A 23379-nucleotide genomic window follows, 5' to 3' on the forward strand; every position below is an offset into this window, starting at 1 on the left:
GGGGGACCCTGTGGGAGAGTAGGACGCCGCCGAACAATCATTGTGGGAAAGCCCCGCACCTTCTGGTGCGGGGCTTTTCTGCGTTTACGGGCCGACGGGCGCCGGGACGTTCAGGATCTGCAGGATGGGGAGGCCCCGCCGGTCGGCGGGGCCTCTTTCTTTTTCAGAGGCGGCCGGCGGCCTTGAGGGCCAGGTACGCGTCGGCGAGGGCCGGGGCGAGCGTGTCCGGGGTGGCGTCGACGACGGTGACGCCGTGGCGGGACAGCTGGGCGGCGGTGCGACGCCGCTGGGCCTGGGCCTGGGTGCCGGCGGCGGCCTCGTACACGGCCTCGACGGAGCCGCGGGCCAACGTCATGCGGGCCACCTCCGGGTCGGCGACGGAAGCCACGAGGACCGTGTGCCGCTGGGTGAGCTGCGGGAGGACGGGGAGCAGCCCCTCCTCGATGGGGGCCGCCTCCAGGCTCGTGAGGAGGACCACCAGGGAACGGCGCGGGGCACTGCGCAGGATCGTGGAGACGAGCGTGCGGGTGTCGGTCTCGACGAGCTCGGGTTCCAGCGGGGCCATGGCGTGCACCAGGGCCGGCAGGACCTCGCCCGCGGCGCGGCCCTGGACCAGGGCGCGGGTGCGCCGGTCGTGCGCCAGCAGGTCCACCCTGTCGCCCGCCCTGGAGGCCAGGGCGGCCAGGAGCAGGGCCGCGTCCATGGCGGAGTCCAGACGGGGGGCGTCACCCACCCGCCCGGCCGCGGTACGGCCGGTGTCGAGGCAGATCAGGATGTGCCGGTCGCGTTCGGGGCGCCACGTGCGGACGGCGACCCTGTGCTGGCGGGCGGTGGCCCGCCAGTCGATGGAGCGCGTGTCGTCCCCGGGCACGTAGTCGCGCAGGCTGTCGAACTCGGTGCCCTCGCCGCGGGTGAGGACGGACGTGCGGCCGTCGAGTTCGCGGAGCCGGGACAGCCGGGACGGCAGGTGCTTGCGGCTGGTGAACGGCGGCAGGACGCGGACCGTCCAGGGCAGGACGTGGGTGCCCTGCCGGGAGAGGAGGCCGAGGGGCCCGTACGAGCGGACGGTGACGCGGTCGGCCGTGCGGTCGCCGCGGCGGGTGGGCTGCAGCCGGGTGGTGAGCTGGCGGCGTTCGCCCGGCGGGACCCGCAGCGTGTGCCGGGAGGCTTCGGGGCCGGTGCCGGCGGGCCAGCTGCTGGGCGGCCACGCGTCGCGGATACGGGCCCGGAGGGGGCGGCGGCCGGGGTTGGCGACGGTGAGGCGCACGTCCGCGGTCTCGCCGAGGCGGACGGTCGTGTCGCCGGAGCGGGTCAGGCGCAGGCTCCGTACGGGGGTCGCCAGGGCGTAGTCGCAGGCGCAGGCCAGGGCCAGCGGTGCGTTCACGGCGAGCAGGCCCGTCCAGCTGGGTTCCAGCAGCCCGACGGGGATCGAACCGAGGGCCGCGAGGAGCGCGGTGCGTCCGGTGAGGGCCATCAGCGCGGTACGGGGACGTGGGCCAGGATCGCGTTGATGACGGAGTCGGCGGTGACGCCTTCCATCTCGGCCTCCGGGCGCAGCTGGACGCGGTGGCGCAGCGTCGGCAGGGCGAGGGCCTTCACGTCGTCGGGGATGACGTAGTCGCGGCCGGTCAGCCAGGCCCAGGCGCGGGAGGTGGCCAGGAGGGCGGTGGCGCCGCGGGGGGAGACCCCGAGGCTGAGGGAGGGCGACTCGCGGGTGGCGCGGCACAGGTCGACGACGTACGCGGTGATCTCCGGGGAGACCGCCGTCTTGGCGACGGCGGCGCGGGCGGCCTCCAGGTCCGCGGCGCCGGCGACCGGGCGTACGCCCGCGGAGCCGAGGTCGCGCGGGTCGAAGCCGGCGGCGTGGCGGGTGAGGACGTCGATCTCGTGGTCGCGGGAGGGCAGCGGGACGGTGAGCTTCAGCAGGAAGCGGTCCAGCTGGGCCTCGGGGAGAGGGTAGGTGCCCTCGTACTCGACCGGGTTCTGGGTGGCGGCGACGAGGAAGGGGTCCGGCAGCGGGCGCGGGGTGCCGTCGACGGTGACCTGGCGTTCCTCCATGGCTTCGAGGAGGGCGGCCTGGGTCTTGGGCGGGGTGCGGTTGATCTCGTCGGCCAGGAGGAGGTTCGTGAACACCGGGCCGGGCTGGAAGGAGAACTCGGCGGTGCGGGCGTCGTAGACCAGAGAGCCCGTCACGTCACTGGGCATCAGGTCCGGGGTGAACTGGACGCGCTTGGTGTCGAGTTCGAGGGAGGCCGCGAGGGCGCGGACCAGGAGGGTCTTGGCGACGCCGGGGACGCCTTCCAGGAGGACGTGGCCGCGGCACAGGAGGGCCACGACGAGGCCGGTGACGGCGGGGTCCTGGCCGACCACGGCCTTGCCGATCTCGGTGCGGAGCGCTTCGAGGGAGGCGCGTGCGTCGCCCGGGTGGGCGGTGGTCGGGGACGTCATGAGGAGCGGACCTCTCTTTCGAGGGCGTCGAGGTGGTCGGTGAGGGCGACGAGCGCGGCGTCGGTGGTGGGCGGCGGGCCGAAGAGGAGCGTCGGCGGATGCGCCGTCAGGTCGTCGGGGACGGGCGTCCCTTGGGGGGCGCCGGCCGCCGTGCCGGCCGTGCCGGGGGTGCGGGTGAGGCGGGTGGCGAGGGCCGGGAGGAGGCTCGCCGGGTCGTGGGCCGCGGCGGGCGGCACGCCGAGCAGCGCGGCCAGGCGCTCGCGGGTGGCGGCGCGCAGGACGGCGGCGGCGCGGTCGCGGGCGTTCGCCCTGCGGTAGAGGCGGGCGCGGCCCTCGGTGGCCTCGGAGGCGCGGACGGCGACGGGCAGGCGTTCGGTGACCAGGGGGCCGAGGCGGTGCGCGCGCCAGGCGGCGGCGAGGGCGGCGGCCACGAAGAGCTGGAGCAGGGCCCAGGACCAGCCGGCGGGGATGAGGTCGCCGAAGCTGCGGCGCTCGTCGGCAGCGGCGGCCGAGGGGTCGGCGAGCGTGGGCAGGTACCACGTCACATGGGGGCGCGTGCCGAGGAGTTGGAGGGCCAGGGAGGCGTTGCCCTGCTCGTCGAGGTGCTCGTTGAGGAGCGCGGCGGGGGAGCCGAGGAGGACCGTGTCGGGGTGGGGGGTGCGGCCCGCCGGGGTGCCGGGGACGGCCCGGCCCGGAAGGGTCAGCAGGGTCGGGCGGCCGTCCTGCGGGTAGCAGCCCGTGGCGGCCGGGAGGGTCGTGCGGTACGTCCAGCCGCCGCCGGTGCGGGCGCGGCCGGCCGAAACGGCGGCGGGCAGCGGGCAGTCGGGGGCGAGGTCGGTGTCGGTCGTGGTCGCGGGAACGGCCCGGACGCCCGGGGTGAGGGCGGCGACGGCCGCGGGGCCCGGGGCGAGGAGGACCGTACGGCCGCCGGAGAGGTCCATGGCGGTCTTGAGCGCGGCCTGCTGACCCTCGGTCAGGAGCCCGGGGGTCGCGACGACGAGGGTGGTTCCGGGGGCGGCCGCGGCGACGGCCTCGTCGGTGGTGGTGACGGTCCGGGTGGTGACGCCGTGGTCGGCGAGGAGCTCGGCGAGCGCGCGGGCGCCCTGCGCGTCGGGCGAACGGGGGTCGAGCCGACCGTGGTCGCCCCCGGAGGTGAGGGTGGCGAGCACGAGGCCGGCGGCGAGGAGCACGGCCACCGCGAGCAGGGGGCCGCGGAAGCGGCGCCAGAGGGCGGTGGGGGTCGGAGAAGCGCTGGTCGCGGCCGGGCCCGGGGCGGGGGTGTCGGCGGTGGGGGGTGCGTCGGCGCCGGGACGGGTGGGGGGCGCGGCGGGCGTGGGAGCGGTCATACCGGGGCTCCCGGGTGCGCGGCGAGGTGCGGGCGGGTGCGTTCGAGGACGAGGTCGAGGTCGCGCAGGTCGGCGTACCCCTGGGCGTCCGCGGTGCGGCCGCCGTACGTGACGTCGTCGAAGGCCCGGGCCGCCGCGTGCAGGCGCGGGGCGTGGTCGGGCAGGGCGCGGGCGGCCTCGGCGGCGGCCTCGTCGGCGGTGCGGCCGGGCCGGGGGTCGAGGAGGGTGCGCTCCTCGAGGGAGCGGACGAGGGCGCGCATGCGCTCCTGGACGGCCTCGGTCCAGCGGCCGGCGGCCGCGTGGGCCTCGGCGGCGGTGCGGTGCTCCGCGGCGGTGCGGGGGCGGTCGTCGAAGAGGGTGCCGCCGGTGGGCGCGGGGAGGCGGCGGGGGGTGCCCAGGCGCCACCAGAGGACGGCCAGGAGGAGGAGCGCGAGGACGACGACCGCGATGACGCCGAGCGTGCCTCCGGGGGTGGCCCCGGAGGCCGCGTCGAACAGGTCGCCGACCCAGTCCCAGAAGCGGTTCATGGCGCGCTGGAGGAGGTTCGGGTCGTGTTCGTGGTAGATCGGCCTGGACAGCTCGCGCTCGGCCTCCTCGCGGGCCGGGCCGCGCGGCACGGTGACCGGCGGCCCGTCGGCGGCGGGGAGGCGGCCGGTGAGGGCCGCCCCTGCCGTGCTCGCCGCCTGCGTGAGGGCACCCCCCGTACCGCTCACCGCATCAGCTCCCCGTGCCGGTGGGGCCGGGCGGGGCGTCGGCGGGGCCGGCCTGGCCGGCGGCCCGGGCGAGCTCCAGGTCCAGTGCCTCGCGGCGGATGCGCTGGTCGATGTAGAGCAGGACCACGACGCCGGCGCTGATCGGCAGGGTGATGGTCAGCGCGACCACCGAGCCGATGGCGGCGACGACGAGGAAGCCCCAGCTGTACGCGAAGCTGCCGTCCATGAGGGCGTCCATGCCGCCCCCGCCGAACAGCATTCCGAGGATGGTGAACGGGAACACGATGATCATCGACACGATGCCGGTGATCACGGACGTGAGCAGGATGATCAGGAAGATCCGCCACCACGAGCCGCGCACCAGGCGGGCCGAGCGGCCGAGCGCGGCGCCGATGCCCTGGCGCTCCAGCATCAGGGCGGGCGAGGCCAGGGTGAAGCGGACGTAGAGCCAGATCGCCACCGGGAGGGCGACCAGCAGGCCCGCGACGGACAGCGGGGCGCTGTCCACGACGATGCCGGGCACGACGCCGACGACGAGGATGCCGGCGACCATGAGGAGCATCAGCAGGACCAGCCCGGTCAGGGGCAGCAGGCGGGGGCGCGCCTCGCGCCAGGCCTCCGAGACGGTGGACGTCTTCCCGAGGACCGCCCGACTGAAGATCATCGTCAGCATGGCGGTGGCCAGGACGGTGCCGAGGAGGGTGATCACCTGGGCCACGGCGCTCTGCGCGATGCTGGCGCCCAGGGCGTCGAGGACCTCCTCGGGGGAGGCGTTGGGGTCCGCGGGGGCGGCGTCGAGGCTGTCGAGGGCGAAGCCCTGGACGAGCGTGATCGCGAGCTGGGTCACGACGGCCACGGCGAGGGTGACCGACAGGACGCTGCGCCAGTGGGCGCGCATGGTCGACACGGCGCCGTCGAGGATCTCGCCGACGCTGAGCGGGCGCAGGGGGATGACGCCGGGCTTGGGGGCGTAGGGCTTGGTCGGACCGGCCCAGGGGGCGCCCGGGGTGCCCCAGGACGGCTGCGCGGGCTGCTGCCCGCCCCAGCCGGACTGCTGGGGGCCGCCCCAGGTGGGGGCTCCTCCGGGTGCTGCTCCGGGGGTGCCTTCCGCGGGGCCGGGGGGTGTGGTGCCGCCGGGGGGCGTGGTGCCGGAGGGGGCGGTCCAGGTGGGGCCGCCGGTGCCGGTGGCTCCGCCGGTCCCGGTGGCTCCGCCGGTGTCGGCTCCGCTGGTCCCGGGCCCGCCGGTGGGGGGCTGCTGGGCCTCCGGGGTGCCGGGGGCGACCCACTGGCCCGGCGGGGGCTGCTCCTTGGACCACCTCGGGCCGGTGGCCGGGGGCGGGGTGCTGGTGGACGGGTCGCGCTCCGGTGCCGCCGCGTCGGGCCGTTCGCCGTCCGCCGGGGTGGATCCGGGCGATGCCGAGCCCGGAGAGTCGTTCATCGTCGCTCCTTCGTGCCCGTACGGGGGCGGTGGCGCTGGTCGGCTGCCATCGTGCCATGCGTGATCGCCGAGCGGACCGGTCCGGTCGCCTCTGGTCCGGTCACCTCTGGTGCGGTCGTGTCTGGTCCGGTCGCCTTGGTCCGGTCGCTTGTCGGCCGGGCTGGGCCGCCTCGGCCGGGCCGGGGCCTCGCGGCTTGACGGGGGTGGGGGCGGATCGGTGTCGGGGCCCGCTCCCGCTTCGTGGGGCCGCCCCGTGGTGTGTGGGTCCCCTCGCCTCTTGACCCGCCATGGCCTGCAGGCCCTGCGGCAGGCCCACCCCGGAGGCTTCGGGGCTTCGCCCTGGCCTTCGGCCACCTCCGGCCCGGGCCTGCCTCCGGACCAGCCTGCCATGACGCCTCAAGAGGCTGCCCCACACACCACGGGGCGGCCCGACCGGGTCGGGATCGGGACCCCGGCGGAGGGGAAGGTCCGGGGACCCCCTTCGAATGTGGCGGGTGGACGGGGCAGACTGGGGCTGGATTCACGTGGGGTGACCGGTGCTGAGCCGGCGGTCGCCCGGCTGTGGGCCAGCTCACCGCCAGGTAACGATTAGCTAATGGGATGATGTCAACCATGAAGGGACGCGTCCTTGTCGTCGACGACGACACCGCGCTGGCCGAGATGCTCGGCATTGTGCTGCGGGGAGAGGGTTTCGAGCCGTCGTTCGTCGCGGACGGCGACAAGGCACTGTCTGCTTTCCGCGAGGCAAAGCCTGACCTGGTGCTCCTGGACCTCATGCTGCCCGGAAGGGACGGCATAGAGGTCTGCCGGCTCATCCGCGCCGAGTCCGGCGTGCCGATCGTCATGCTCACGGCCAAGAGCGACACCGTCGACGTGGTCGTCGGGCTCGAGTCCGGGGCCGACGACTACATCGTCAAGCCGTTCAAGCCCAAGGAGCTGGTCGCCCGCATCCGCGCCCGCCTGCGGCGGTCGGAGGAGCCCGCGCCCGAGCAGCTGGCCATCGGCGACCTCGTCATCGACGTGGCCGGGCACTCCGTGAAGCGGGACGGGCAGTCCATCGCCCTGACGCCGCTGGAGTTCGACCTGCTCGTCGCGCTCGCGCGCAAGCCGTGGCAGGTGTTCACGCGCGAGGTGCTGCTCGAGCAGGTGTGGGGCTACCGGCACGCCGCCGACACCCGCCTGGTCAACGTGCACGTCCAGCGGCTGCGCTCGAAGGTCGAGAAGGACCCCGAGCGCCCGGAGATCGTGGTGACCGTCCGTGGCGTCGGCTACAAGGCCGGACCGAGCTGACATGCCCTCCAGCACGGCCCCGGACCCGACGGCACGGCCGTCGGCTCCGGCTTCCGCGCGGCGGGGCGGTCTGCGCTTCCCCGGCCGGCGGCGCGTGCTGGGCCGGCGCGTGCTGCGCCTGTTCGCGCGCTGGGTGCGCCGGCCCCTGCTGCCGGCGATCCGGCTGTGGCGGCGCAACCTGCAGTTGCGGGTCGTCGCCGGCACGATGCTGATGTCGCTGGTCGTGGTCCTGATGCTCGGCTTCGTCGTCATCGGCCAGGTCAGCAACGGCCTCCTCGACGCCAAGGAGGAGGCCGCGCAGAGCCAGGCCTCCGGCGGTTTCGCCGTCGCGCAGGAGAAGGCCAACACCCCGCCCGCCACCGACACCCAGGACACCGCGACCGGGGACAACAAGCTCGGCCGCAACGTCAGCGCCTGGATGTCCGACCTGGTCGAGCAGCTCGCGAGCAGCGGCCAGAAGGCGTACTCCGTCGTCGCCCTCGGCGCCGGCCCGGCCGACGCCGTCTCCGGCGACCTCGGGACCGGCGTCCGCGGCCCGCGCGCCTCCGGCGGGGTCAACCCGACCGCGAGCGTCCCCGTGTCGCTGCGCCGGGCGGTGGACAGCGGGACCGGCCCCTTCCAGACCTTCTCGAAGATCGAGTACACGGTCCCGGGCAAGGCGTCGGAGCCCGCGCTGGTCATCGGCAAGCGGCTCACGGACATCAACGGGGAGCCGTACCACCTCTACTACCTCTTCCCGCTCACGCAGGAGGAGGAGTCGCTGACCCTGGTCAAGGGCACCATCGCGACCGCCGGCGTGTTCGTCGTGGCCCTGCTGTGCGCGATCGCCTGGCTGCTCGTGCGGCAGGTCGTCACGCCCGTGCGGATGGCCGCCGGGATCGCCGAGCGGCTGTCGGCCGGGCGTCTGCAGGAGCGGATGAAGGTCAGCGGCGAGGACGACATCGCCCGTCTGGGTGAGGCCTTCAACAAGATGGCCTCGAACCTCCACCTCAAGATCCAGCAGCTGGAGGACCTGTCCCGCATGCAGCGCCGGTTCGTCTCCGACGTCTCGCACGAGCTGCGCACGCCGCTGACGACCGTACGGATGGCCGCCGACGTCATCCACGAGGCCCGGGCCGACTTCGACCCGGTCACGGCACGGTCGGCGGAACTGCTGGCGGGCCAGCTGGACCGGTTCGAGTCGCTGCTGGCGGACCTGCTGGAGATCAGCCGGTTCGACGCCGGCGCGGCGGCCCTGGAGGCCGAGCCCATCGACCTGCGCGACGTCGTGCGCCGGGTCATCGACGGGGCCGAACCGCTCGCGGAGCGCAAGGGCAGCCGGATCCGGGTGCTCGGCGACGCCCAGCCGGTGGTGGCCGAGGTCGACCCGCGGCGCGTGGAGCGGGTGCTCAGGAACCTGGTCGTCAACGCCGTCGAGCACGGGGAGGGCCGGGACGTGATCGTCCGGCTCGCCTCCGCGGGCGGCGCGGTCGCGGTGGCCGTACGGGACTACGGCGTCGGCCTGAAGCCCGGCGAGGCCACCCGCGTCTTCAACCGCTTCTGGCGGGCCGACCCGGCCCGGGCGCGCACGACGGGCGGCACGGGCCTCGGCCTGTCCATCGCCGTCGAGGACGCCCGGCTGCACGGCGGCTGGCTGCAGGCGTGGGGCGAGCCGGGCGGCGGCTCCCAGTTCCGGCTGACGCTGCCGCGCACGGCGGACGAGCCGCTGCGCGGATCGCCGATCCCGCTGGAGCCCGAGGACTCGCGCGCGGCGCGGGCGCGGGCCGAGGCGGAGCGCGCCGAGCGCGCGGCCGGCGGCGCGGTGCCGGGGCAGCACAACGGCGCGTCGGGCACCGGGGCGGGCGCGCCGCGCGTCCAGGGTGTCAGCGCGCAGGGCGTACAGGGCGTGCAGGGCGTGCGCGGGCCCGGCGAGCGGGACCCGATACCGCCGCGGACGCTCGTGGCGACGGCCGTGCCGTCGGATCCCACGGCGATGCCGGGGAGCGGTGGCGGCGCCCGGGTCGTGGCCAGGCCGGGAGGATCGGCTGGGGCTGGGGCTGGGGCTGGGGCTGGGGCTGGGGCTGGGGCTGGGGCTGGGGCTGGTTCCGGTTCGGGGGCTGGTTCGGCTTCCGGTTCGGGTGCCGGCTCGAGTTCGGGTTCGGGTTCTGATGCCGATGACGAGAGCGGAGTGACGGGTGCGGACCGGGAGGAGGGCGCAGGTGGACGCTGACGTCGACGTACGGACGTCCGGGCGCCGGGGTCGCTCGTACGCGGCCGCCGCCGCGCTCGGCGCCGGCGTGCTGGCGCTCGCCGGCTGCGCCTCCATGCCCAGCAGCGGAGAGATCAAGCAGGTCCAGGCCTCGCAGGGAGTGGACTCCCAGGTCCGCGTCTTCGGCGTGCCGCCGCCGGACAAGGCTTCACCGCTGGAGATCGTCGACGGCTTCGTCGACGCGATGACCAGCGACGACCCCAAGCTCGCCACCGCCCGCGAGTACCTGACCAAGGACGCCGGGGCGAAGTGGAACCCGGGCCGGGGCATCACCGTGCTGTCCAGCGAGCTGACCCGGCTGCGCATGGCCGGGGCCAACGACCAGGACGCCGTCGGCCAGCGCTTCGAGCTCTCCGGCACCCGCATGGCGCGGGTCGACGAACGCGGCTCCTACCAGCCGGAGTCGGGCAGCGCGCCGTACAAGGAGTTCCTCCAGCTGGTCAAGGAGGACGGGCAGTGGCGGATCGCCGACCTGCCCGACGGACTGGTGCTCGGCGAGTCCGACTTCGGGCGCATCTTCCGGTCCGCGAACAAGTACTACTTCGCGTCCGGGATGCTCGTCGCCGACCCCGTGTTCGTACGGCAGCGCCAGGACCCCGAGTCCCGCATGGACGCGATGACGCAGACCGTGCAGTCGCTGCTGGCCGGGCCGTCGAAGTGGCTCGGACCGGTGGTCAGTTCCAGCTTCCCCTCCGGCACGGCCCTGAAGGAGGGCACGCGCACGCTGGCGTACGACGGCCAGAACGCGCTGCGCGTACCGCTGAACAAGAAGGCCGAGAACGTCGCCAACGCCCAGTGCAAGCGGATGGCCGCCCAACTCCTCTTCACCGCACAGGACCTGACGGCCTCGCGGGTGACGAGCGTCGAGCTGGTGCGGGCGGACGGGTCCTCGCTGTGCCAGCTGGACCAGCCGGAGGCCGTCATCGTGGCGAACCGCTTCTCCGGCGCCTCCCCGCAGAGCCAGTACTACGTCGACACCGAGCACCGGCTGCGCCGCATGCACCTGCGCGCGGACAGCGAGTCGGCACCCGCACCGGCGGAGCCGGTGCCGGGACCGCTGGCCACCTCGCAGTTGAAGGTGGGCACCGCGGCCGTCACGCACGACGAGAAGCGGGCGGCGGTGGTGAGCGAGAACGGCCGCGAGCTGTACGTGGTGTCGCTGACCACCGGCGGTCCGCTCGGCCAGCCCGTGCTTACCAGTGCCGCGGGCGCCGCCGCAGGGCCGGAGCACCGGCTGTCGGCGCCCAGTTGGGACGCGCGCGGCGACCTGTGGGTGGCCGATCGAAATCCGGCCAATCCTGCGGTGTGGGTGCTGGAGAACGGCACCGGGACGCCGCGCAAGGTGGACGTCGCCGGTCTGAACGGCGGCCGCATCGAATCGCTGCGGGTGTCCTCGGACGGGGTGCGCATCGCGCTGCTCATCGAGAAGGACGGCCGGCAGACGCTCAAGGTGGGGCGGGTCGAGCGGCCCGACAGCCGGGGCGGGAGCGAGGAACCGCTGGTGCTGGTGCGCGAACTGCGCCCCGCGGCACCACAGATGGTCGACGTGACCGCCATGTCGTGGGCCTCGCGCGGCCGGCTGCTGGTGGTGGGCCGGGAGGCCGGTGGCCTGGTGCAGGCCCGGTACATGCAGGCGGACGGGTCCGAGGTGGTCTCCGGGAGCCTGCCCGGCGCCACCGGCGTGATCGCGGTCGCGGCGTCGGAGGACGAGCAGCTGCCGGTGGTGGCGTACTCGCGGTCGGACGGCATCGTGTGGCTGCCGCACGGCGCGCAGTGGCGGACGGTGGTCGACGGGGGAGCGGCACCGGTCTATCCGGGGTAGGTGGCCGGTCCGGTCCGTGGGGGCGGGCTCCGTGGTCACGGAGCCCGCCGCGGCATGCTCGGGGTCGGGCGGTCCGGGGTGGTGGCGTCGGTGCGGGTGCGGGTGCGGGTGCCGGTGCGGGTCGTGCAGGGGGTCAGGGGGTCAGGGGGTCTGCGGGTGCGTCGGGGGCGCGTTCAGATACGCCTCGATGCGCTGCTGGTTCTCGACCAGGCGCAGGCACAGGTGCCGGAGCCGCGCCAGGTCGTCGTCCGTGAACCCCTGGAAGACGGCGGACATCGCGCGCTGGGTGGGGGCGCGGAACGACTCGAGCCAGTCGCGGCCGCCCGAGGTGATCTCGGCCCGGACGGACCGGCGGTCGCGGCGGTCCTGGACCCGCCGGACCAGGCCGTCGCGCTCCAGGGTGTCGACCAGGCCCGTGGCGTTGCGGGGGCTCATCCCGGCGGCGCGGGCCAGTTCGCCGAGCGGTAGTCCCTCGTCGCCGGCCACGCCCAGTCGAGTGAGGACGTCGAGTGCGCCGGCGCTCAGGCCGCGCCCGCTGGCCCCGTGGGAGCGCAGCCGCTCGACGGCCTGGGCGGCGGCGCGCACCGCGGCGGCCGCCTCCAGGGCCGCGGTGCCGCCGCCGGTGGTGAAGGCCTCCATCGAGGCCCGGACGCCGGGTCGGTAGAGCAGTCCGTCGTCGTCCAGGGCCAGAGTCTCCGAAGAATTAGTTACGTCATTCATAATGAGGTACGACACTACTCGCGACGCCCCGAGTTTTCCACAGGGGTGGGCGGATCCGACGCGCCGCGGGACAGTTGCCACATGCGCGGGTGGTGGCGGGAGTTGGCCGGTCTCGTCCTGCCCGTGGACTGCGGCGGGTGCGGGGCGCCGCGGGTGGTGTTGTGCGAGGGGTGCCGGCGGGAGTTCGAGGAGTGCCGGGTGCGGCGGGTGCGGCCGGACCCGGAGCCCCGGGGGCTGCCGGCGGTGTACGCGGCGGCGCCGTACCGGGACGCCGTGCGGGCGGTGCTACTCGCGCACAAGGAGCGGGGCGCCCTGGTGCTCGGTGGGGTGCTGGGGAGCGCCGTGGCGCGGGCGGTGTTGGCGGCACTGGCGGCCGAAGGCGGCGGAGGGGAGGCGGACCGCAGGGGAGGGGAGGGGGAGGGGCCCCGGGCGAGCGGCGGGCGTCCGACCCCGGTGGGTCCCCTCGTACTGGTGCCCGTGCCGTCCTCCCGGCGGGCGGTGCGGGCGCGCGGTCATGATCCCGTGCGCGGGATGGCGCTGGTGGCCGCGCGGGAGCTGCGCCGGGTGGGGGTGGCGGCGCGCGTGGCGCCCGTACTGCGGCAGCGGCGGGTGGTGGCGGACCAGGCCGCGCTGGGGGCCCGCGAGCGGTTCGCGAACCTGGCCGGGGCCCTGGAGCTGCGGCCCGGCGGGGCGCGCCTGCCGGCGGACGGTCGGGTCGTGCTCGTCGACGACCTGATGACCACCGGAGCCTCGCTCGCGGAGGCGGCCCGGGCGCTGGGCACCCGGCCGTCGTCCGGAGGGGCGGGGCGGGGTGCCTCCGGCGGGGTGTCGGGGCGGGGCGGGGTGCCGGGGCGGGGGTCCGGGGCGGCGCGGCGGGGGCCCGTCCGGGGGGCTCCGGGCCCGCCGGAGGCCCGGGACGGGTGGGGCGGAAGGGGTGTTCTCGGCCTTCCTGCCGGACCCCGCGACGGCCGCCCCGGTGCGCCGGAGCAGGGGTCTTCCGGGGTGTGCGCGGTGGTGGTGGCGGGACCCGTGCGCGCTTTCGAAAGCAATTGGAACTAACGGGATTGGGGCAACGTTGCAGGTGGTAAGAGGGAAAACACACCTGAGCGGAGGTACGTCCCGGTAGCGGGTGCCGACAACCGTCCGAGCGAGATATGTTCGGGGGTAAGCGGTAATGGCGAGCCTACGGCCCCACCGTCGGATCGCGTGCTTCGGAGTTCTGCGCAGGTTTCTCTCGACTCCCGAAGTCGGTGGGGTGTAGATCTTGCCGATGGGGGAGGAGGAGGTGAAAGTCGCCAAGTCCGAGGCTCCGGTGCTCACCGGAGTCTGGTGCAAAAAGGGAGACGCTTCGCCCCGACGAGGCGGAGTGTTCCGGGAACGGAGTTCTGCGTGGACATCGTCGTCAAGGGACGCAAGACCGAGGTGCCCGAGCGGTTCCGCAAGCACGTGGCCGAGAAGCTGAACCTGGAGAAGATCCAGAAGCTTGACGCCAAGGTGATCAGCCTGGACGTCGAGGTGACCAAGGAGTCCAACCCCCGCCAGGCCGACCGTTCCGACCGGGTGGAGATCACGCTCCGTTCACGCGGCCCGGTGATCCGGGCCGAGGCAGCCGCGACCGACGCGTACGCGGCCCTCGACCTCGCACACGAGAAGCTCGAAGCACGACTGCGCAGGGAGCACGACAAGCGCTTCAGTCGCCGCGGAGCCGGCCGCCTGTCGGCCGCGGAAGTGGCCGACGCCGCCGGGGCCGCGACCCTCGACGGCAGCGGGCAGCTCGTGACCGAGGAGGAGGAGTCGATTCCGACGAAGCGGATCGGCTCACTGGAAATTCAGGGTGAAGGGCCGCTGGTGGTCCGCGAGAAGACCCACTCGGCCGCACCCATGACCCTCGACCAGGCTCTCTACGAGATGGAACTGGTCGGGCACGACTTCTATCTGTTCGTCGACTCCGACACGAAGCAGCCCAGCGTCGTGTACCGGCGCCACGCGTACGACTACGGCGTCATCCACCTCAACGCCGACAGTCACTCCACCTCGGAGGAGCCGCCCCAGGGCGCGGGCGGGGCGCTCGGCGGCTGACGACCCCGGGCCCCACCCCCGCGACAGGGCGGGAAGCCCCCGCCGCAGGGCGGGAATAGGAATTCGCGTGATGCCCCCGGGCGGTGCTCTTTGCGCCACCGGGGGCGTCCATTTGCCGCCGTTGAGCCCCCACTTGGGCGTCCGGGCATGGAATCATGGCCCGCAGCCGACCGGTGGCCTGGGCGCCCGGTGCGGCGCGGCACACGTACTTCGGGCCACGGCCTTCAGGGGGAGGAACGATGGCGGACAGCTTCGGACCGGTTCACGGCGAGGACGAGCCCGGCTGCTCCGGAACACCGGGCAGGGGCCCGGGCGCAGAACCGATCCGGGTCCTGGTCGTCGACGACCACGCCCTCTTCCGCCGCGGGCTGGAGATCGTGCTGGCCCAGGAGGAGGACATCCAGGTCGTCGGTGAGGCCGGGGACGGCGCCGAGGCCGTGGACAAGGCCGCCGACCTGCTGCCCGACATCATCCTGATGGACGTGCGGATGCCCCGGCGCGGCGGCATCGAGGCGTGCACCTCCATCAAGGAGGTGGCCCCCAGCGCGAAGATCATCATGCTGACGATCAGCGACGAGGAGGCCGACCTCTACGACGCGATCAAGGCCGGGGCCACCGGGTACCTGCTGAAGGAGATCTCCACCGACGAGGTGGCCACCGCCATCCGCGCGGTCGCCGACGGCCAGTCGCAGATCAGCCCCTCGATGGCCTCGAAGCTGCTGACCGAGTTCAAGTCGATGATCCAGCGCACCGACGAGCGCCGGCTGGTGCCGGCGCCCCGGCTCACCGACCGTGAGCTGGAGGTGCTCAAGCTGGTCGCCACCGGGATGAACAACCGGGACATCGCCAAGGAGTTGTTCATCTCCGAGAACACGGTCAAGAACCACGTCCGCAACATCCTGGAGAAGCTGCAGCTGCACTCCCGCATGGAGGCCGTGGTGTACGCGATGCGGGAGAAGATCCTCGAGATCCGCTAGCCGGGTCCCGCCGGTCCGGTGCCGCGGCGTGCGTACGTCAGCCCAGCGCGGCCAGCTCCGCCGTGACCGCCGCCGCCTCGGCCGGGGTCGTGGCGCGCTCGACGCGGACGTCGGAGCAGCCCACCCACTCCGCCGCCTCGCGCAGGGCGCGGGCCGTGGCGGGGGCTGCCTTCGGGGACTCCAGCGTCACCTGCCGGGCCACCAGGGTCTTCCCCTCGCGGGCCGGGTCGACGCGGGCGACCAGGTGGCCGCCGGAGAGCACGGGCATCGCGAAGTACCCGTACACCCGCTGGGGCTTGGGCACGTAGGCCTCCAGCCGGTGCGTCAGGCCGAAGACCCGCTCGGTGCGGGCCCGGTCCCAGACCAGGGAGTCGAACGGCGAGAGCAGCGTGGTGCGGTGCCGGCCGCGCGGGGGCGAGGCCAGGGCGGCCGGGTCGGCCCAGGCGGGCTTGCCCCAGCCCTCGACCTCGACCGGCACCAGGCCCGAATCGGCGACCACGGCGTCGACCTGCTCTCCCTTGAGCCGGTGGTAGTCGGCCAGGTCCGCGCGGGTGCCGACACCCAGCGACCGGCCGGCCAGCGCCACCAGGCGGCGCAGGCACTCGGCGTCGTCGAGGTCGTCGTGCAGCAGTGCGTCCGGTACGGCGCGCTCGGCCAGGTCGTACACGCGCTTCCAGCCGCGCCGCTCCGTCACGACCACGTCGCCCGCGTCCAGCAGCCACTCCACCGCGATCTTGGTCTCGGACCAGTCCCACCACGGACCGCCGTTCTTCGCCCCGCCCAGCTCGGTGGAGGTCAGGGGGCCGTCCGCGCGCAGCCGGTCCAGGACCAGTCGGCACGAGGCGTCCTTGTCCTTCATCTTGTGCCAGCGGTAGCCGTGCGCCCGCTTGACCCGGCGGCGGAAGGCGAAGTGCGGCCATTCCTCGATGGGCAGGATGCAGGCCGCGTGGGACCAGTACTCGAACGCGTGCTGCTCGGTCCAGTACGCCCGCTCCACCACGTCGCGGCCGACGGCTCCCAGGCGGGCGTACGGGACGAGCTCGTGCGAGCGCGCCAGCACCGAGATCGTGTCCAGCTGTACGGCGCCCAGGTGGCGGAGCATCCCGCGCACCCCCGCCCGCCGGTCCGGCGCGCCGAGGAAGCCCTGGGCGCGCAGGGCGATGCGGCGCGCGTCGTCGGCGGACAGGGTCACGGTGGGCGGCGGCACGGTCGTCATGGGCCGCACCCTACGGCCGGCCACTGACAACGGTGCTGACCTGCGACTACGCGGCGGTCGTGGGGGTCGCGGCGGTCGTGGTCGATGCCGCGGGGGCGGTGGGCGCGGCGGGTGCGGCGGCCCGCTCGGGCGTCGGCAGGTACGGCATCCTGGACGGCAGCCCCATGTCGGAGGGGAGCAGGGAGCCGAGCCAGCAGTCGCGCAGGGTGCCGCGGTGCTCCATGCCGGAGCGCTGGACGCCCTCGACCGTGAAGCCGACCTTCTCGGCCACGGCACGGGAGGCGGTGTTGCCGATGCCGGCGCGCCAGATGAGGCGGTCGCAGCCGAGTTCGGTGAAGGCCCAGCGGGCCAGGGCCAGCACGGCCTCGGTGGTGTAGCCCCGGCCGCGGTGGCCGGCGACGGCCCAGAAGCCGATCTCGTACGAGAACTCGCCGTGGGGGTGGATGCCGAGGGTGGCGACCAGGGGCCCTTCGGTGCCTTCGGCGCCCTCCGCACCGGCGCCGCGCAGCCGCACCGCGAAGTTGTACTCGGAGCCCTCCTGCCACCGGGCGGGCGCGTTCTGCGTGACGTACTCGACCGCGTCCTTCTCCTCGTACGGGACGGGCACCGGGATCCAACGCTGGATCTCCGGGTCCTGGCAGGCCGCGTGGGTCTCGGGGACGTCGGAGGGCACGTGCGGGCGCAGGACGAGGCGCTCGGTGGTCAGGGCGGTCGGTTCCATGAACGGATTATCCGGTCGTCGGGGGAGGTCGACGAACAGTTTTCGGGGGAGATGGGGGGAGACCGGCACCTTCCGGGTCCCCCGTACGTTCTCATTCCGGGCGCCCGCTGCTCTGCGGCGATGGCGGACCTCCCGGCGCGACCACGTCCTCGCTTACGATGGCCGTTGCGGTGGGGCCCACCTGCCGTGCCCGTGTACGAACCAGTGCCCAGGCCCGACCGGCAAGGAGACCAGCCTCAGTGTCCGTCCTCACCAAGCTCATGCGTGCAGGCGAAGGCAAGATCCTGCGCAAACTGCACCGCATCGCGGACCAGGTCAACTCCATCGAAGAGGACTTCGTCAACCTCTCCGACGCCGAGTTGAAGGCCCTCACGGAGGAGTACAAGGAGCGGTACGCGAACGGCGAGAGCCTCGACGACCTGCTCCCCGAGGCGTTCGCGACCGTCCGTGAGGCGGCCAAGCGCGTCCTCGGCCAGCGCCACTACGACGTGCAGATCATGGGCGGCGCCGCGCTGCACCTCGGCTACGTGGCCGAGATGAAGACCGGTGAGGGCAAGACGCTCGTCGGCACGCTCCCGGCGTACCTCAACGCGCTGTCCGGCAAGGGCGTCCACCTGATCACGGTGAACGACTACCTGGCCGAGCGCGACTCCGAGATGATGGGCCGCGTCCACAAGTTCCTGGGCCTGAGCATCGGCTGCATCCTGGCGAACATGTCGCCGGCCGAGCGCCGCGAGCAGTACAGCTGCGACATCACCTACGGCACCAACAACGAGTTCGGCTTCGACTACCTCCGCGACAACATGGCGTGGTCGCGCGAGGAGCTGGTGCAGCGCGGCCACAACTTCGCCGTGGTCGACGAGGTCGACTCCATCCTGGTCGACGAGGCCCGTACGCCGCTGATCATCTCGGGTCCGGCCGACCAGGCCACGAAGTGGTACGGCGACTTCGCCAAGCTCGTGACCCGCCTGACCAAGGGTGAGCCGGGCAACCCGCTCAAGGGCATCGAGGAGACCGGCGACTACGAGGTCGACGAGAAGAAGCGCACCGTCGGCATCCACGAGTCCGGTGTCGCCAAGGTCGAGGACTGGCTGGGCATCGACAACCTGTACGAGTCGGTCAACACGCCGCTCGTCGGTTACCTGAACAACGCCATCAAGGCGAAGGAACTGTTCAAGAAGGACAAGGACTACGTCGTCATCGACGGCGAGGTCATGATCGTCGACGAGCACACCGGCCGTATCCTCGCCGGCCGCCGCTACAACGAGGGCATGCACCAGGCGATCGAGGCGAAGGAAGGGGTGGACATCAAGGACGAGAACCAGACCCTCGCCACGATCACCCTGCAGAACTTCTTCCGCCTCTACGCCAAGCTGTCCGGCATGACCGGTACGGCCATGACCGAGGCCGCTGAGTTCCACCAGATCTACAAGCTGGGCGTCGTGCCGATCCCGACGAACCGGCCGATGCAGCGCAAGGACCAGCCCGACCTGATCTACCGCACCGAGGTGGCCAAGTTCGCGGCCGTCGTCGACGACATCGCGGAGAAGCACGAGAAGGGCCAGCCGATCCTGGTCGGCACCACCTCGGTCGAGAAGTCCGAGTACCTCTCGCAGCAGCTCGCCAAGCGCGGCATCCCGCACGAGGTCCTCAACGCCAAGCAGCACGAGCGCGAGGCCACGATCGTCGCCCAGGCCGGTCGCCGCGGCGCGGTCACGGTCGCCACGAACATGGCCGGCCGCGGTACCGACATCAAGCTCGGCGGCAACCCGGACGACCTCGCCGAGGCCGAGCTGCGCCAGCGCGGCCTCGACCCGGAGGAGCACATCGAGGAGTGGGCGCACGCCCTGCCCTCGGCGCTCCAGAAGGCCGAGGAGGCCGTGAAGGCGGAGTTCGAGGAGGTCAAGTCGCTCGGCGGCCTGTACGTTCTCGGCACCGAGCGCCACGAGTCGCGCCGCATCGACAACCAGCTGCGCGGCCGCTCCGGCCGTCAGGGCGACCCGGGCGAGTCCCGCTTCTACCTCTCACTGGGCGACGACCTGATGCGCCTGTTCAAGGCCCAGATGGTCGAGCGCGTCATGGCCATGGCCAACGTGCCGGACGACGTGCCGATCGAGAACAAGATGGTGACGCGCGCGATCGCGTCGGCCCAGTCGCAGGTCGAGACCCAGAACTTCGAGACGCGCAAGAACGTCCTGAAGTACGACGAGGTGCTCAACAGCCAGCGCGAGGTCATCTACGGTGAGCGCCGCCGCGTCCTGGAGGGCGAGGACCTGCACGAGCAGGTGCGCTTCTTCATGGACGACACCATCGACGCGTACATCGCGGCCGAGACGGTCGAGGGCTTCGCGGAGGAGTGGGACCTGGAGCGCCTGTGGGGCGCCTTCAAGCAGCTCTACCCGATCAAGGTGACGGTGGAGGAGCTGGAGGACGCCGCGGGCGGCCGGGACGGCATCACCTCCGAGTTCATCGCCGAGTCCGTCAAGGACGACATCTACGAGCAGTACGCAGCCCGCGAGAAGCAGCTCGGCTCCGACATCATGCGCGAGCTGGAGCGCCGGGTCGTCCTGTCGGTGCTGGACCGCAAGTGGCGCGAGCACCTGTACGAGATGGACTACCTGCAGGAGGGCATCGGCCTCCGCGCCATGGCGCAGAAGGACCCGCTGGTCGAGTACCAGCGCGAGGGCTTCGACATGTTCAACGCCATGATGGACGGCATCAAGGAGGAGTCCGTCGGCTACCTGTTCAACCTGGAGGTCCAGGTCGAGCAGCAGGTCGAGGAGGTGCCGGTGTCGGACACGGCCATGGCCGACGCCGTGCCGGCGCAGGACTCGCGCCCGGAGATCCGCGCCAAGGGCCTGGACGCGCCGCAGCGGCCGGACCGGCTGCACTTCTCCGCCCCGACCGTGGATGGTGAGGGCGGCGTCGTCGAGGGCGACTTCGAGGACGGCGGCGCGGGCCTGGGCGACGGTGACGGGCTGACGCGGGCGGAGCGGCGCAAGGCGGCGAAGGCCGCGGGCGGGCGTCGCCGCAAGAAGTAACTCACGCACGCCGTGTGAGTCGGGTCGGGGCCGGTACCGCTTGGTACCGGCCCCGGCTGCGTCCGGGGGCTCCCGGGGGCTTCCGGGGGCTTCCGGGGCGCGCCCCGATCGCCGGGGTGGGGGCCTGGGTGGGGTGGCGCCGGTGGCGCCTCCGCGGGGTGGCCGGGCCGGCTCGGGTCGGTCCGCTGGCGCCGGCGCGGGGCTGTGGCGGGCCGTGCGACCCGTACGGCGGTGGGGGGCCGTGCGAGGTCGTGCGGACCCGTACAGTGCCGTCTCGCCGTCGCGGTGTGGTTCGGGCCGCCGTGCGGTCGCCCCGTCGGCCCGTGGCGCCCGTGGCGGGCCTCGTGGGCTCGCTGCCGTCGCGTCGGCGGCGGGCCGCTGCCCTGCGGGGCCGGTCCCCTACCCGCCCTTTCACCGTTTCCCGGGCCTCCGCCCCGGCCCCCGTTGCCCTCGATCGCCGGGCGGGCTGGGGGCCCGCACCCGGGCGGGACGGGCCCCGGGCCGGCACCGCCCGCACCCCCTGGGGCTCCGCCCCGGACCCCGCGCCTCAAACGCCGGCGAGGCTGGAATCGCCGGGACCGGCACCTCCAGCCCGCGCGGCGTTCGAGCACACCTGGCGCGCAGCGCCTGGGTCTTCCGAGCGGAGCCCGGTGCGGGGCACCTCCAGCCCGCGCGGCGTTTGCGCGCACGCGGCGCGCAGCGCCAGGGTCTTCCGGGCGGAGCCCGGCGGAGCGACGTCCGCGGTCGCTGGGGGCAACTCCAGGGCCGCGCGGGCCGGGACCGGGGTGGGTCAGGGGCGGGGGCCGATTTCCACCGCCGCGCAGCGCCACCGGTGGTCGGGGCCGCGCTCGAGGCGGAAGGCCATGGCGGTGACGCGGTCACCGGCCGCGATGCGGGCGAAGGCCTCGAGGACCCCCGGCACCGGCGCCCGCCAGTCGCACCGGCTGACCCGCGGCCGGACGCGGGACGCCGGCCGTAGCGGCGCCCCCGGAGCGAGGTCGATCAGCTGGTCGTAGGCCGGGGCGACGGTGTGCCCGAGCATCCAGTGCACCGGTCGCTGCCCGCTCAACACCGCGAGCAGCCGCTCCGCGAACCAGTCGTGCGGCCGTACGCCGCGCACCGCGGCCCCCGTGGAGGGCAGGACGGCCGACCGGGCGGGGCCGCCCACGGCCACGGGTGCCGGCGGCGTCCCCTGCCGCGGCACCCGCGGATCGCGCGGCCGCCGCTGGTCGTGCCGCCCGCCCGGGCGGGTCGGGTCCGTCCCCGCCCGGGACCCCCGTCCGCCGGGCCGGGTCGGGTCCGCCCCCGTCTGCCGTCCCCGTCCAGCCGGCCTGGTCCCGTCCGTCGCCATGCGCTGTCCCCGTCCGCCGGGCCCGGCCGTGAGTACCGGGCAGTAACTTGGTCGGGGATCTTCTACGGGCCGACGACGTCCCCCGCAACGCGGTCGGGGCGGCCCGGCGGGCCCCCGCCGGGTTCACCTATCCGTGTGACCGCGACCGTGTAGCGGCTGGTCAGACCCGTTCCGGAGGGGACGGAAGTGGACGGCCGCAAGGCCGGGGTCCGCACCACGAAGGGGGACGGCCGCACGTATCCTGAGGGCGCCCGAACGGCGACGACGACTACCGAAAGCGGCGGCCATGCGCGTGTACGTCCCCCTGACCCTTCCCGGTCTCGCCGAGGTGCACGCGGCGGGCGAGCTCGGCCCCGCCCCGCTGCTCGCGTACGCCGTGACCCCGTCGCTGCGCGAGTGGTACGTCTCGGACGACATCGAGGAGCTGGAGTACGCGGCCCTCAGCCGCGCCGCGGCCGCCTCGCTGCGGATGCTCGCCGGTGACCCGGGGGCCGCCCGCCGCCGGGTGGTGGTGGCCGTGGACGTGGAGGACAAGGCCGCCAGCACCGTGCCGGGCATGGACGAGGCCACCCTGGGCGAGGTGCGGGTCGCCGGCGCCGTCGCGCTCAAGCGGGCCGCGGCCGTGCACGTCGACGCCGACGACGCGGTGGCGGACATCGCGGCCGCCGCGGACGCCCTGGGCGCCGCCGACCACGGTGACGACGACGCCCAGTTCACCGTCGACGGCGCCGAGGACCACGAGCTGCTGTGGTTCGGCGTGCAGGAGATCCCCAACCTGGTGCAGTGACCGGGACGAGGACCGGGGACCGGCACCGGGGACGATGACGCGGGCCGGGGACGAATCATCCCCGGCCGGGTCCCGGCCGCGCCCCGATCCAGGTCCCGATCCAGGTCCCGGCCCAGGTCCCGGCCCCGCCCCCCTGACCGTCACGTCCGTACGGGACGGGTACCGTCGGAGGCATGGGGACGCACGCACCGCACATCGTGTGGGACTGGAACGGCACGCTGCTGCACGACATCCACGCAGTCATCGACGCGACGAACGCCTCGTTCGCCGAGCTCGGGCTGGAGTCGATCACGCTGGAGCGCTACCGCGAGCTGTACTGCGTGCCCGTGCCGAAGTTCTACGAGCGCCTGATGGGCCGCATGCCCACCGACGCCGAGTGGCTCGTCATGGACGACGTCTTCCACCGGCACTACTGGATCTTCGCCGAGCACGTGGGCCTCACCGACGGAGCCCGTGAGCTGCTGGCCGGCTGGCAGGAGGCGGGGCTGACGCAGTCCCTGCTGTCCCTCGCGCCGCACGAGCGGCTCGTCCCCCTGGTCCGTACCCACCGCATCGACCGGTACTTCCTGCGCGTGGACGGCCGCACCGGCCCCTCGCACACCAGCAAGGCCGGCCACCTCGTGCGCCACCTCGCCGCCCTCGACGGCGTCGAGGCGGCCCGTACGGTCGTCATCGGCGACGCGGCCGACGACGCCGCGGCCGCCGCGCACGTGGGTGCCCGCGCGGTGCTCTACACCGGAGGCTCGCACAGTCGAGCCAGTCTGGAAAGGGTGGGCGTCCCCGTGGTCGACACCCTCGCGGAGGCCGTGGCCACCGCCGCTGAACTGGCTCAATAGCGAGCTCGAGGGGCACTCCGCCCGCCGTCGCTGTCCAGAGTGTCAAAGTTACCGCCAGGGTTTTGTACACATGCAGCTCATGACGCGGTGGGGGGAAGGCGAGATAGCCTAGGACCCGTGATCAGCGCGATATCCATCGGGGGCAGCGCAGCCCCCGGCCTGCGCCCGGCACGCCGACGCGTCCGGGCAGTCGCTGATTCCCGCTGCCGGAAGCCCTCGCCGATCTTGGCTGATTCCTTTCCGGTCGCCCTTTCCCACGGCATAGCGTCGAACGGGGCCGGACATCCCGTGTCGCGGCGCTGCGCCACACCCTTCTTCCCTTACGTCACGCAACGGCGCGCGACAG

Annotated in this window: 18 protein-coding genes; 9 read left to right on the top strand and 9 right to left on the bottom strand. The window is 73.9% G+C overall.

The window, feature by feature from the left end; translation table 11 throughout:
- Window positions 1-163 precede the first annotated feature (163 nt).
- Genes ACIQCH_RS18235 through ACIQCH_RS18255 form a run of 5 tightly spaced genes read right to left on the bottom strand, consistent with a single transcriptional unit; the run spans window position 164 to window position 5945 of the window.
- Entirely contained in the window at window positions 164-1474 is a 1311-nt protein-coding gene (locus ACIQCH_RS18235) for a DUF58 domain-containing protein (protein ID WP_402581964.1), read from the bottom strand.
- Window positions 1474-2448: an AAA family ATPase gene (locus tag ACIQCH_RS18240; protein WP_402581966.1), complete on the bottom strand. Its 975-nt coding sequence runs from the start codon at window positions 2446-2448 to the stop codon at window positions 1474-1476. The genes ACIQCH_RS18235 and ACIQCH_RS18240 overlap by 1 nt, the downstream gene beginning before the upstream one ends.
- A complete protein-coding gene (locus ACIQCH_RS18245; RefSeq protein ID WP_402581967.1) occupies window positions 2445-3794 on the bottom strand; it encodes a DUF4350 domain-containing protein in 1350 nt (449 codons plus the stop codon). The genes ACIQCH_RS18240 and ACIQCH_RS18245 overlap by 4 nt, the downstream gene beginning before the upstream one ends.
- Window positions 3791-4507: a DUF4129 domain-containing protein gene (locus ACIQCH_RS18250; RefSeq protein ID WP_402581969.1), complete on the bottom strand. Its 717-nt coding sequence runs from the start codon at window positions 4505-4507 to the stop codon at window positions 3791-3793. Before ACIQCH_RS18250 ends, ACIQCH_RS18245 begins: the two co-directional genes overlap by 4 nt.
- A gap of 4 nt (window positions 4508-4511) precedes the next feature.
- The gene (locus tag ACIQCH_RS18255) at window positions 4512-5945 is read right to left on the bottom strand and encodes a glycerophosphoryl diester phosphodiesterase membrane domain-containing protein (protein ID WP_402581971.1); all 1434 of its coding nucleotides are present in this window, start codon (window positions 5943-5945) and stop codon (window positions 4512-4514) included.
- 600 nt (window positions 5946-6545) lie between these two features.
- Here ACIQCH_RS18255 and mtrA point away from each other — a divergent pair.
- From mtrA to ACIQCH_RS18270, 3 genes are read left to right on the top strand one after another with little or no spacing between them, the layout of a single operon-like run.
- A complete protein-coding gene (gene mtrA / locus ACIQCH_RS18260; RefSeq protein WP_402581973.1) occupies window positions 6546-7235 on the top strand; it encodes a two-component system response regulator MtrA in 690 nt (229 codons plus the stop codon).
- Between the two features lies 1 nt (window position 7236).
- Window positions 7237-9444: an MtrAB system histidine kinase MtrB gene (mtrB, locus tag ACIQCH_RS18265; RefSeq protein ID WP_402581975.1), complete on the top strand. Its 2208-nt coding sequence runs from the start codon at window positions 7237-7239 to the stop codon at window positions 9442-9444.
- A complete protein-coding gene (locus tag ACIQCH_RS18270) occupies window positions 9434-11305 on the top strand; it encodes an LpqB family beta-propeller domain-containing protein (RefSeq protein WP_402581977.1) in 1872 nt (623 codons plus the stop codon). The genes mtrB and ACIQCH_RS18270 overlap by 11 nt, the downstream gene beginning before the upstream one ends.
- A 141-nt stretch (window positions 11306-11446) precedes the next feature.
- Here ACIQCH_RS18270 and ACIQCH_RS18275 read toward each other — a convergent pair whose 3' ends face one another.
- Entirely contained in the window at window positions 11447-12040 is a 594-nt protein-coding gene (locus tag ACIQCH_RS18275; RefSeq protein ID WP_402581979.1) for a MarR family winged helix-turn-helix transcriptional regulator, read from the bottom strand.
- Between the two features lie 66 nt (window positions 12041-12106).
- Here ACIQCH_RS18275 and ACIQCH_RS18280 point away from each other — a divergent pair, with 66 nt between their 5' ends.
- The 3 genes from ACIQCH_RS18280 to ACIQCH_RS18290 all read left to right on the top strand — a co-directional run bounded on the left by ACIQCH_RS18280 (window position 12107) and on the right by ACIQCH_RS18290 (window position 15081).
- Window positions 12107-13084: a ComF family protein gene (locus tag ACIQCH_RS18280; protein WP_402581981.1), complete on the top strand. Its 978-nt coding sequence runs from the start codon at window positions 12107-12109 to the stop codon at window positions 13082-13084.
- A gap of 330 nt (window positions 13085-13414) precedes the next feature.
- A complete protein-coding gene (hpf, locus tag ACIQCH_RS18285; RefSeq protein ID WP_402581983.1) occupies window positions 13415-14104 on the top strand; it encodes a ribosome hibernation-promoting factor, HPF/YfiA family in 690 nt (229 codons plus the stop codon).
- A gap of 239 nt (window positions 14105-14343) precedes the next feature.
- Complete coding sequence (locus ACIQCH_RS18290) at window positions 14344-15081, top strand: response regulator (RefSeq protein WP_402581984.1); 738 nt, start codon at window positions 14344-14346, stop codon at window positions 15079-15081.
- Window positions 15082-15118: 37 nt separating this feature from the next.
- Here the strand turns inward: ACIQCH_RS18290 and ACIQCH_RS18295 are convergent, their stop codons facing one another.
- Both ACIQCH_RS18295 and ACIQCH_RS18300 read right to left on the bottom strand, forming a co-directional pair.
- Window positions 15119-16297, bottom strand: coding sequence for a winged helix-turn-helix domain-containing protein (locus ACIQCH_RS18295; protein ID WP_402581985.1), 1179 nt, complete (start codon window positions 16295-16297; stop codon window positions 15119-15121).
- Between the two features lie 46 nt (window positions 16298-16343).
- A complete protein-coding gene (locus ACIQCH_RS18300; RefSeq protein ID WP_402581987.1) occupies window positions 16344-17018 on the bottom strand; it encodes a GNAT family N-acetyltransferase in 675 nt (224 codons plus the stop codon).
- 239 nt (window positions 17019-17257) lie between these two features.
- Between ACIQCH_RS18300 and secA the strand changes: the two genes are divergently transcribed.
- A complete protein-coding gene (gene secA, locus ACIQCH_RS18305; RefSeq protein ID WP_402581989.1) occupies window positions 17258-20059 on the top strand; it encodes a preprotein translocase subunit SecA in 2802 nt (933 codons plus the stop codon).
- A gap of 790 nt (window positions 20060-20849) precedes the next feature.
- Here the strand turns inward: secA and ACIQCH_RS18310 are convergent.
- A complete protein-coding gene (locus ACIQCH_RS18310; protein WP_402581991.1) occupies window positions 20850-21410 on the bottom strand; it encodes an Rv3235 family protein in 561 nt (186 codons plus the stop codon).
- Between the two features lie 286 nt (window positions 21411-21696).
- Between ACIQCH_RS18310 and ACIQCH_RS18315 the strand changes: the two genes are divergently transcribed.
- Both ACIQCH_RS18315 and ACIQCH_RS18320 read left to right on the top strand, forming a co-directional pair.
- Entirely contained in the window at window positions 21697-22197 is a 501-nt protein-coding gene (locus ACIQCH_RS18315; RefSeq protein WP_402581992.1) for a DUF6912 family protein, read from the top strand.
- 173 nt (window positions 22198-22370) lie between these two features.
- Window positions 22371-23033, top strand: a complete 663-nt coding sequence (locus ACIQCH_RS18320; protein WP_402581994.1) for an HAD family hydrolase — start codon at window positions 22371-22373, stop codon at window positions 23031-23033.
- Window positions 23034-23379 lie beyond the last annotated feature (346 nt).

The sequence above is a fragment of the Streptomyces sp. NPDC093225 genome, from assembly GCF_044753805.1.
Taxonomy (GTDB): domain Bacteria; phylum Actinomycetota; class Actinomycetes; order Streptomycetales; family Streptomycetaceae; genus Streptomyces.

What these genes read in the sequence shown, in the direction of transcription:
- ACIQCH_RS18235 (WP_402581964.1), bottom strand. Translation starts at nt 1,474, where the DNA reads ATGGCCCTCACCGGACGCACCGCGCTCCTCGCGGCCCTCGGTTCGATC.
- ACIQCH_RS18240 (WP_402581966.1), bottom strand. Translation starts at nt 2,448, where the DNA reads ATGACGTCCCCGACCACCGCCCACCCGGGCGACGCACGCGCCTCCCTC.
- ACIQCH_RS18245 (WP_402581967.1), bottom strand. Translation starts at nt 3,794, where the DNA reads ATGACCGCTCCCACGCCCGCCGCGCCCCCCACCCGTCCCGGCGCCGAC.
- ACIQCH_RS18255 (WP_402581971.1), bottom strand. Translation starts at nt 5,945, where the DNA reads ATGAACGACTCTCCGGGCTCGGCATCGCCCGGATCCACCCCGGCGGAC.
- mtrA (WP_402581973.1), top strand. Translation starts at nt 6,546, where the DNA reads ATGATGTCAACCATGAAGGGACGCGTCCTTGTCGTCGACGACGACACC.
- mtrB (WP_402581975.1), top strand. Translation starts at nt 7,237, where the DNA reads ATGCCCTCCAGCACGGCCCCGGACCCGACGGCACGGCCGTCGGCTCCG.
- ACIQCH_RS18280 (WP_402581981.1), top strand. Translation starts at nt 12,107, where the DNA reads ATGCGCGGGTGGTGGCGGGAGTTGGCCGGTCTCGTCCTGCCCGTGGAC.
- ACIQCH_RS18290 (WP_402581984.1), top strand. Translation starts at nt 14,344, where the DNA reads ATGGCGGACAGCTTCGGACCGGTTCACGGCGAGGACGAGCCCGGCTGC.
- ACIQCH_RS18295 (WP_402581985.1), bottom strand. Translation starts at nt 16,297, where the DNA reads ATGACGACCGTGCCGCCGCCCACCGTGACCCTGTCCGCCGACGACGCG.
- ACIQCH_RS18300 (WP_402581987.1), bottom strand. Translation starts at nt 17,018, where the DNA reads ATGGAACCGACCGCCCTGACCACCGAGCGCCTCGTCCTGCGCCCGCAC.
- ACIQCH_RS18310 (WP_402581991.1), bottom strand. Translation starts at nt 21,410, where the DNA reads ATGGCGACGGACGGGACCAGGCCGGCTGGACGGGGACGGCAGACGGGG.
- ACIQCH_RS18315 (WP_402581992.1), top strand. Translation starts at nt 21,697, where the DNA reads ATGCGCGTGTACGTCCCCCTGACCCTTCCCGGTCTCGCCGAGGTGCAC.
- ACIQCH_RS18320 (WP_402581994.1), top strand. Translation starts at nt 22,371, where the DNA reads ATGGGGACGCACGCACCGCACATCGTGTGGGACTGGAACGGCACGCTG.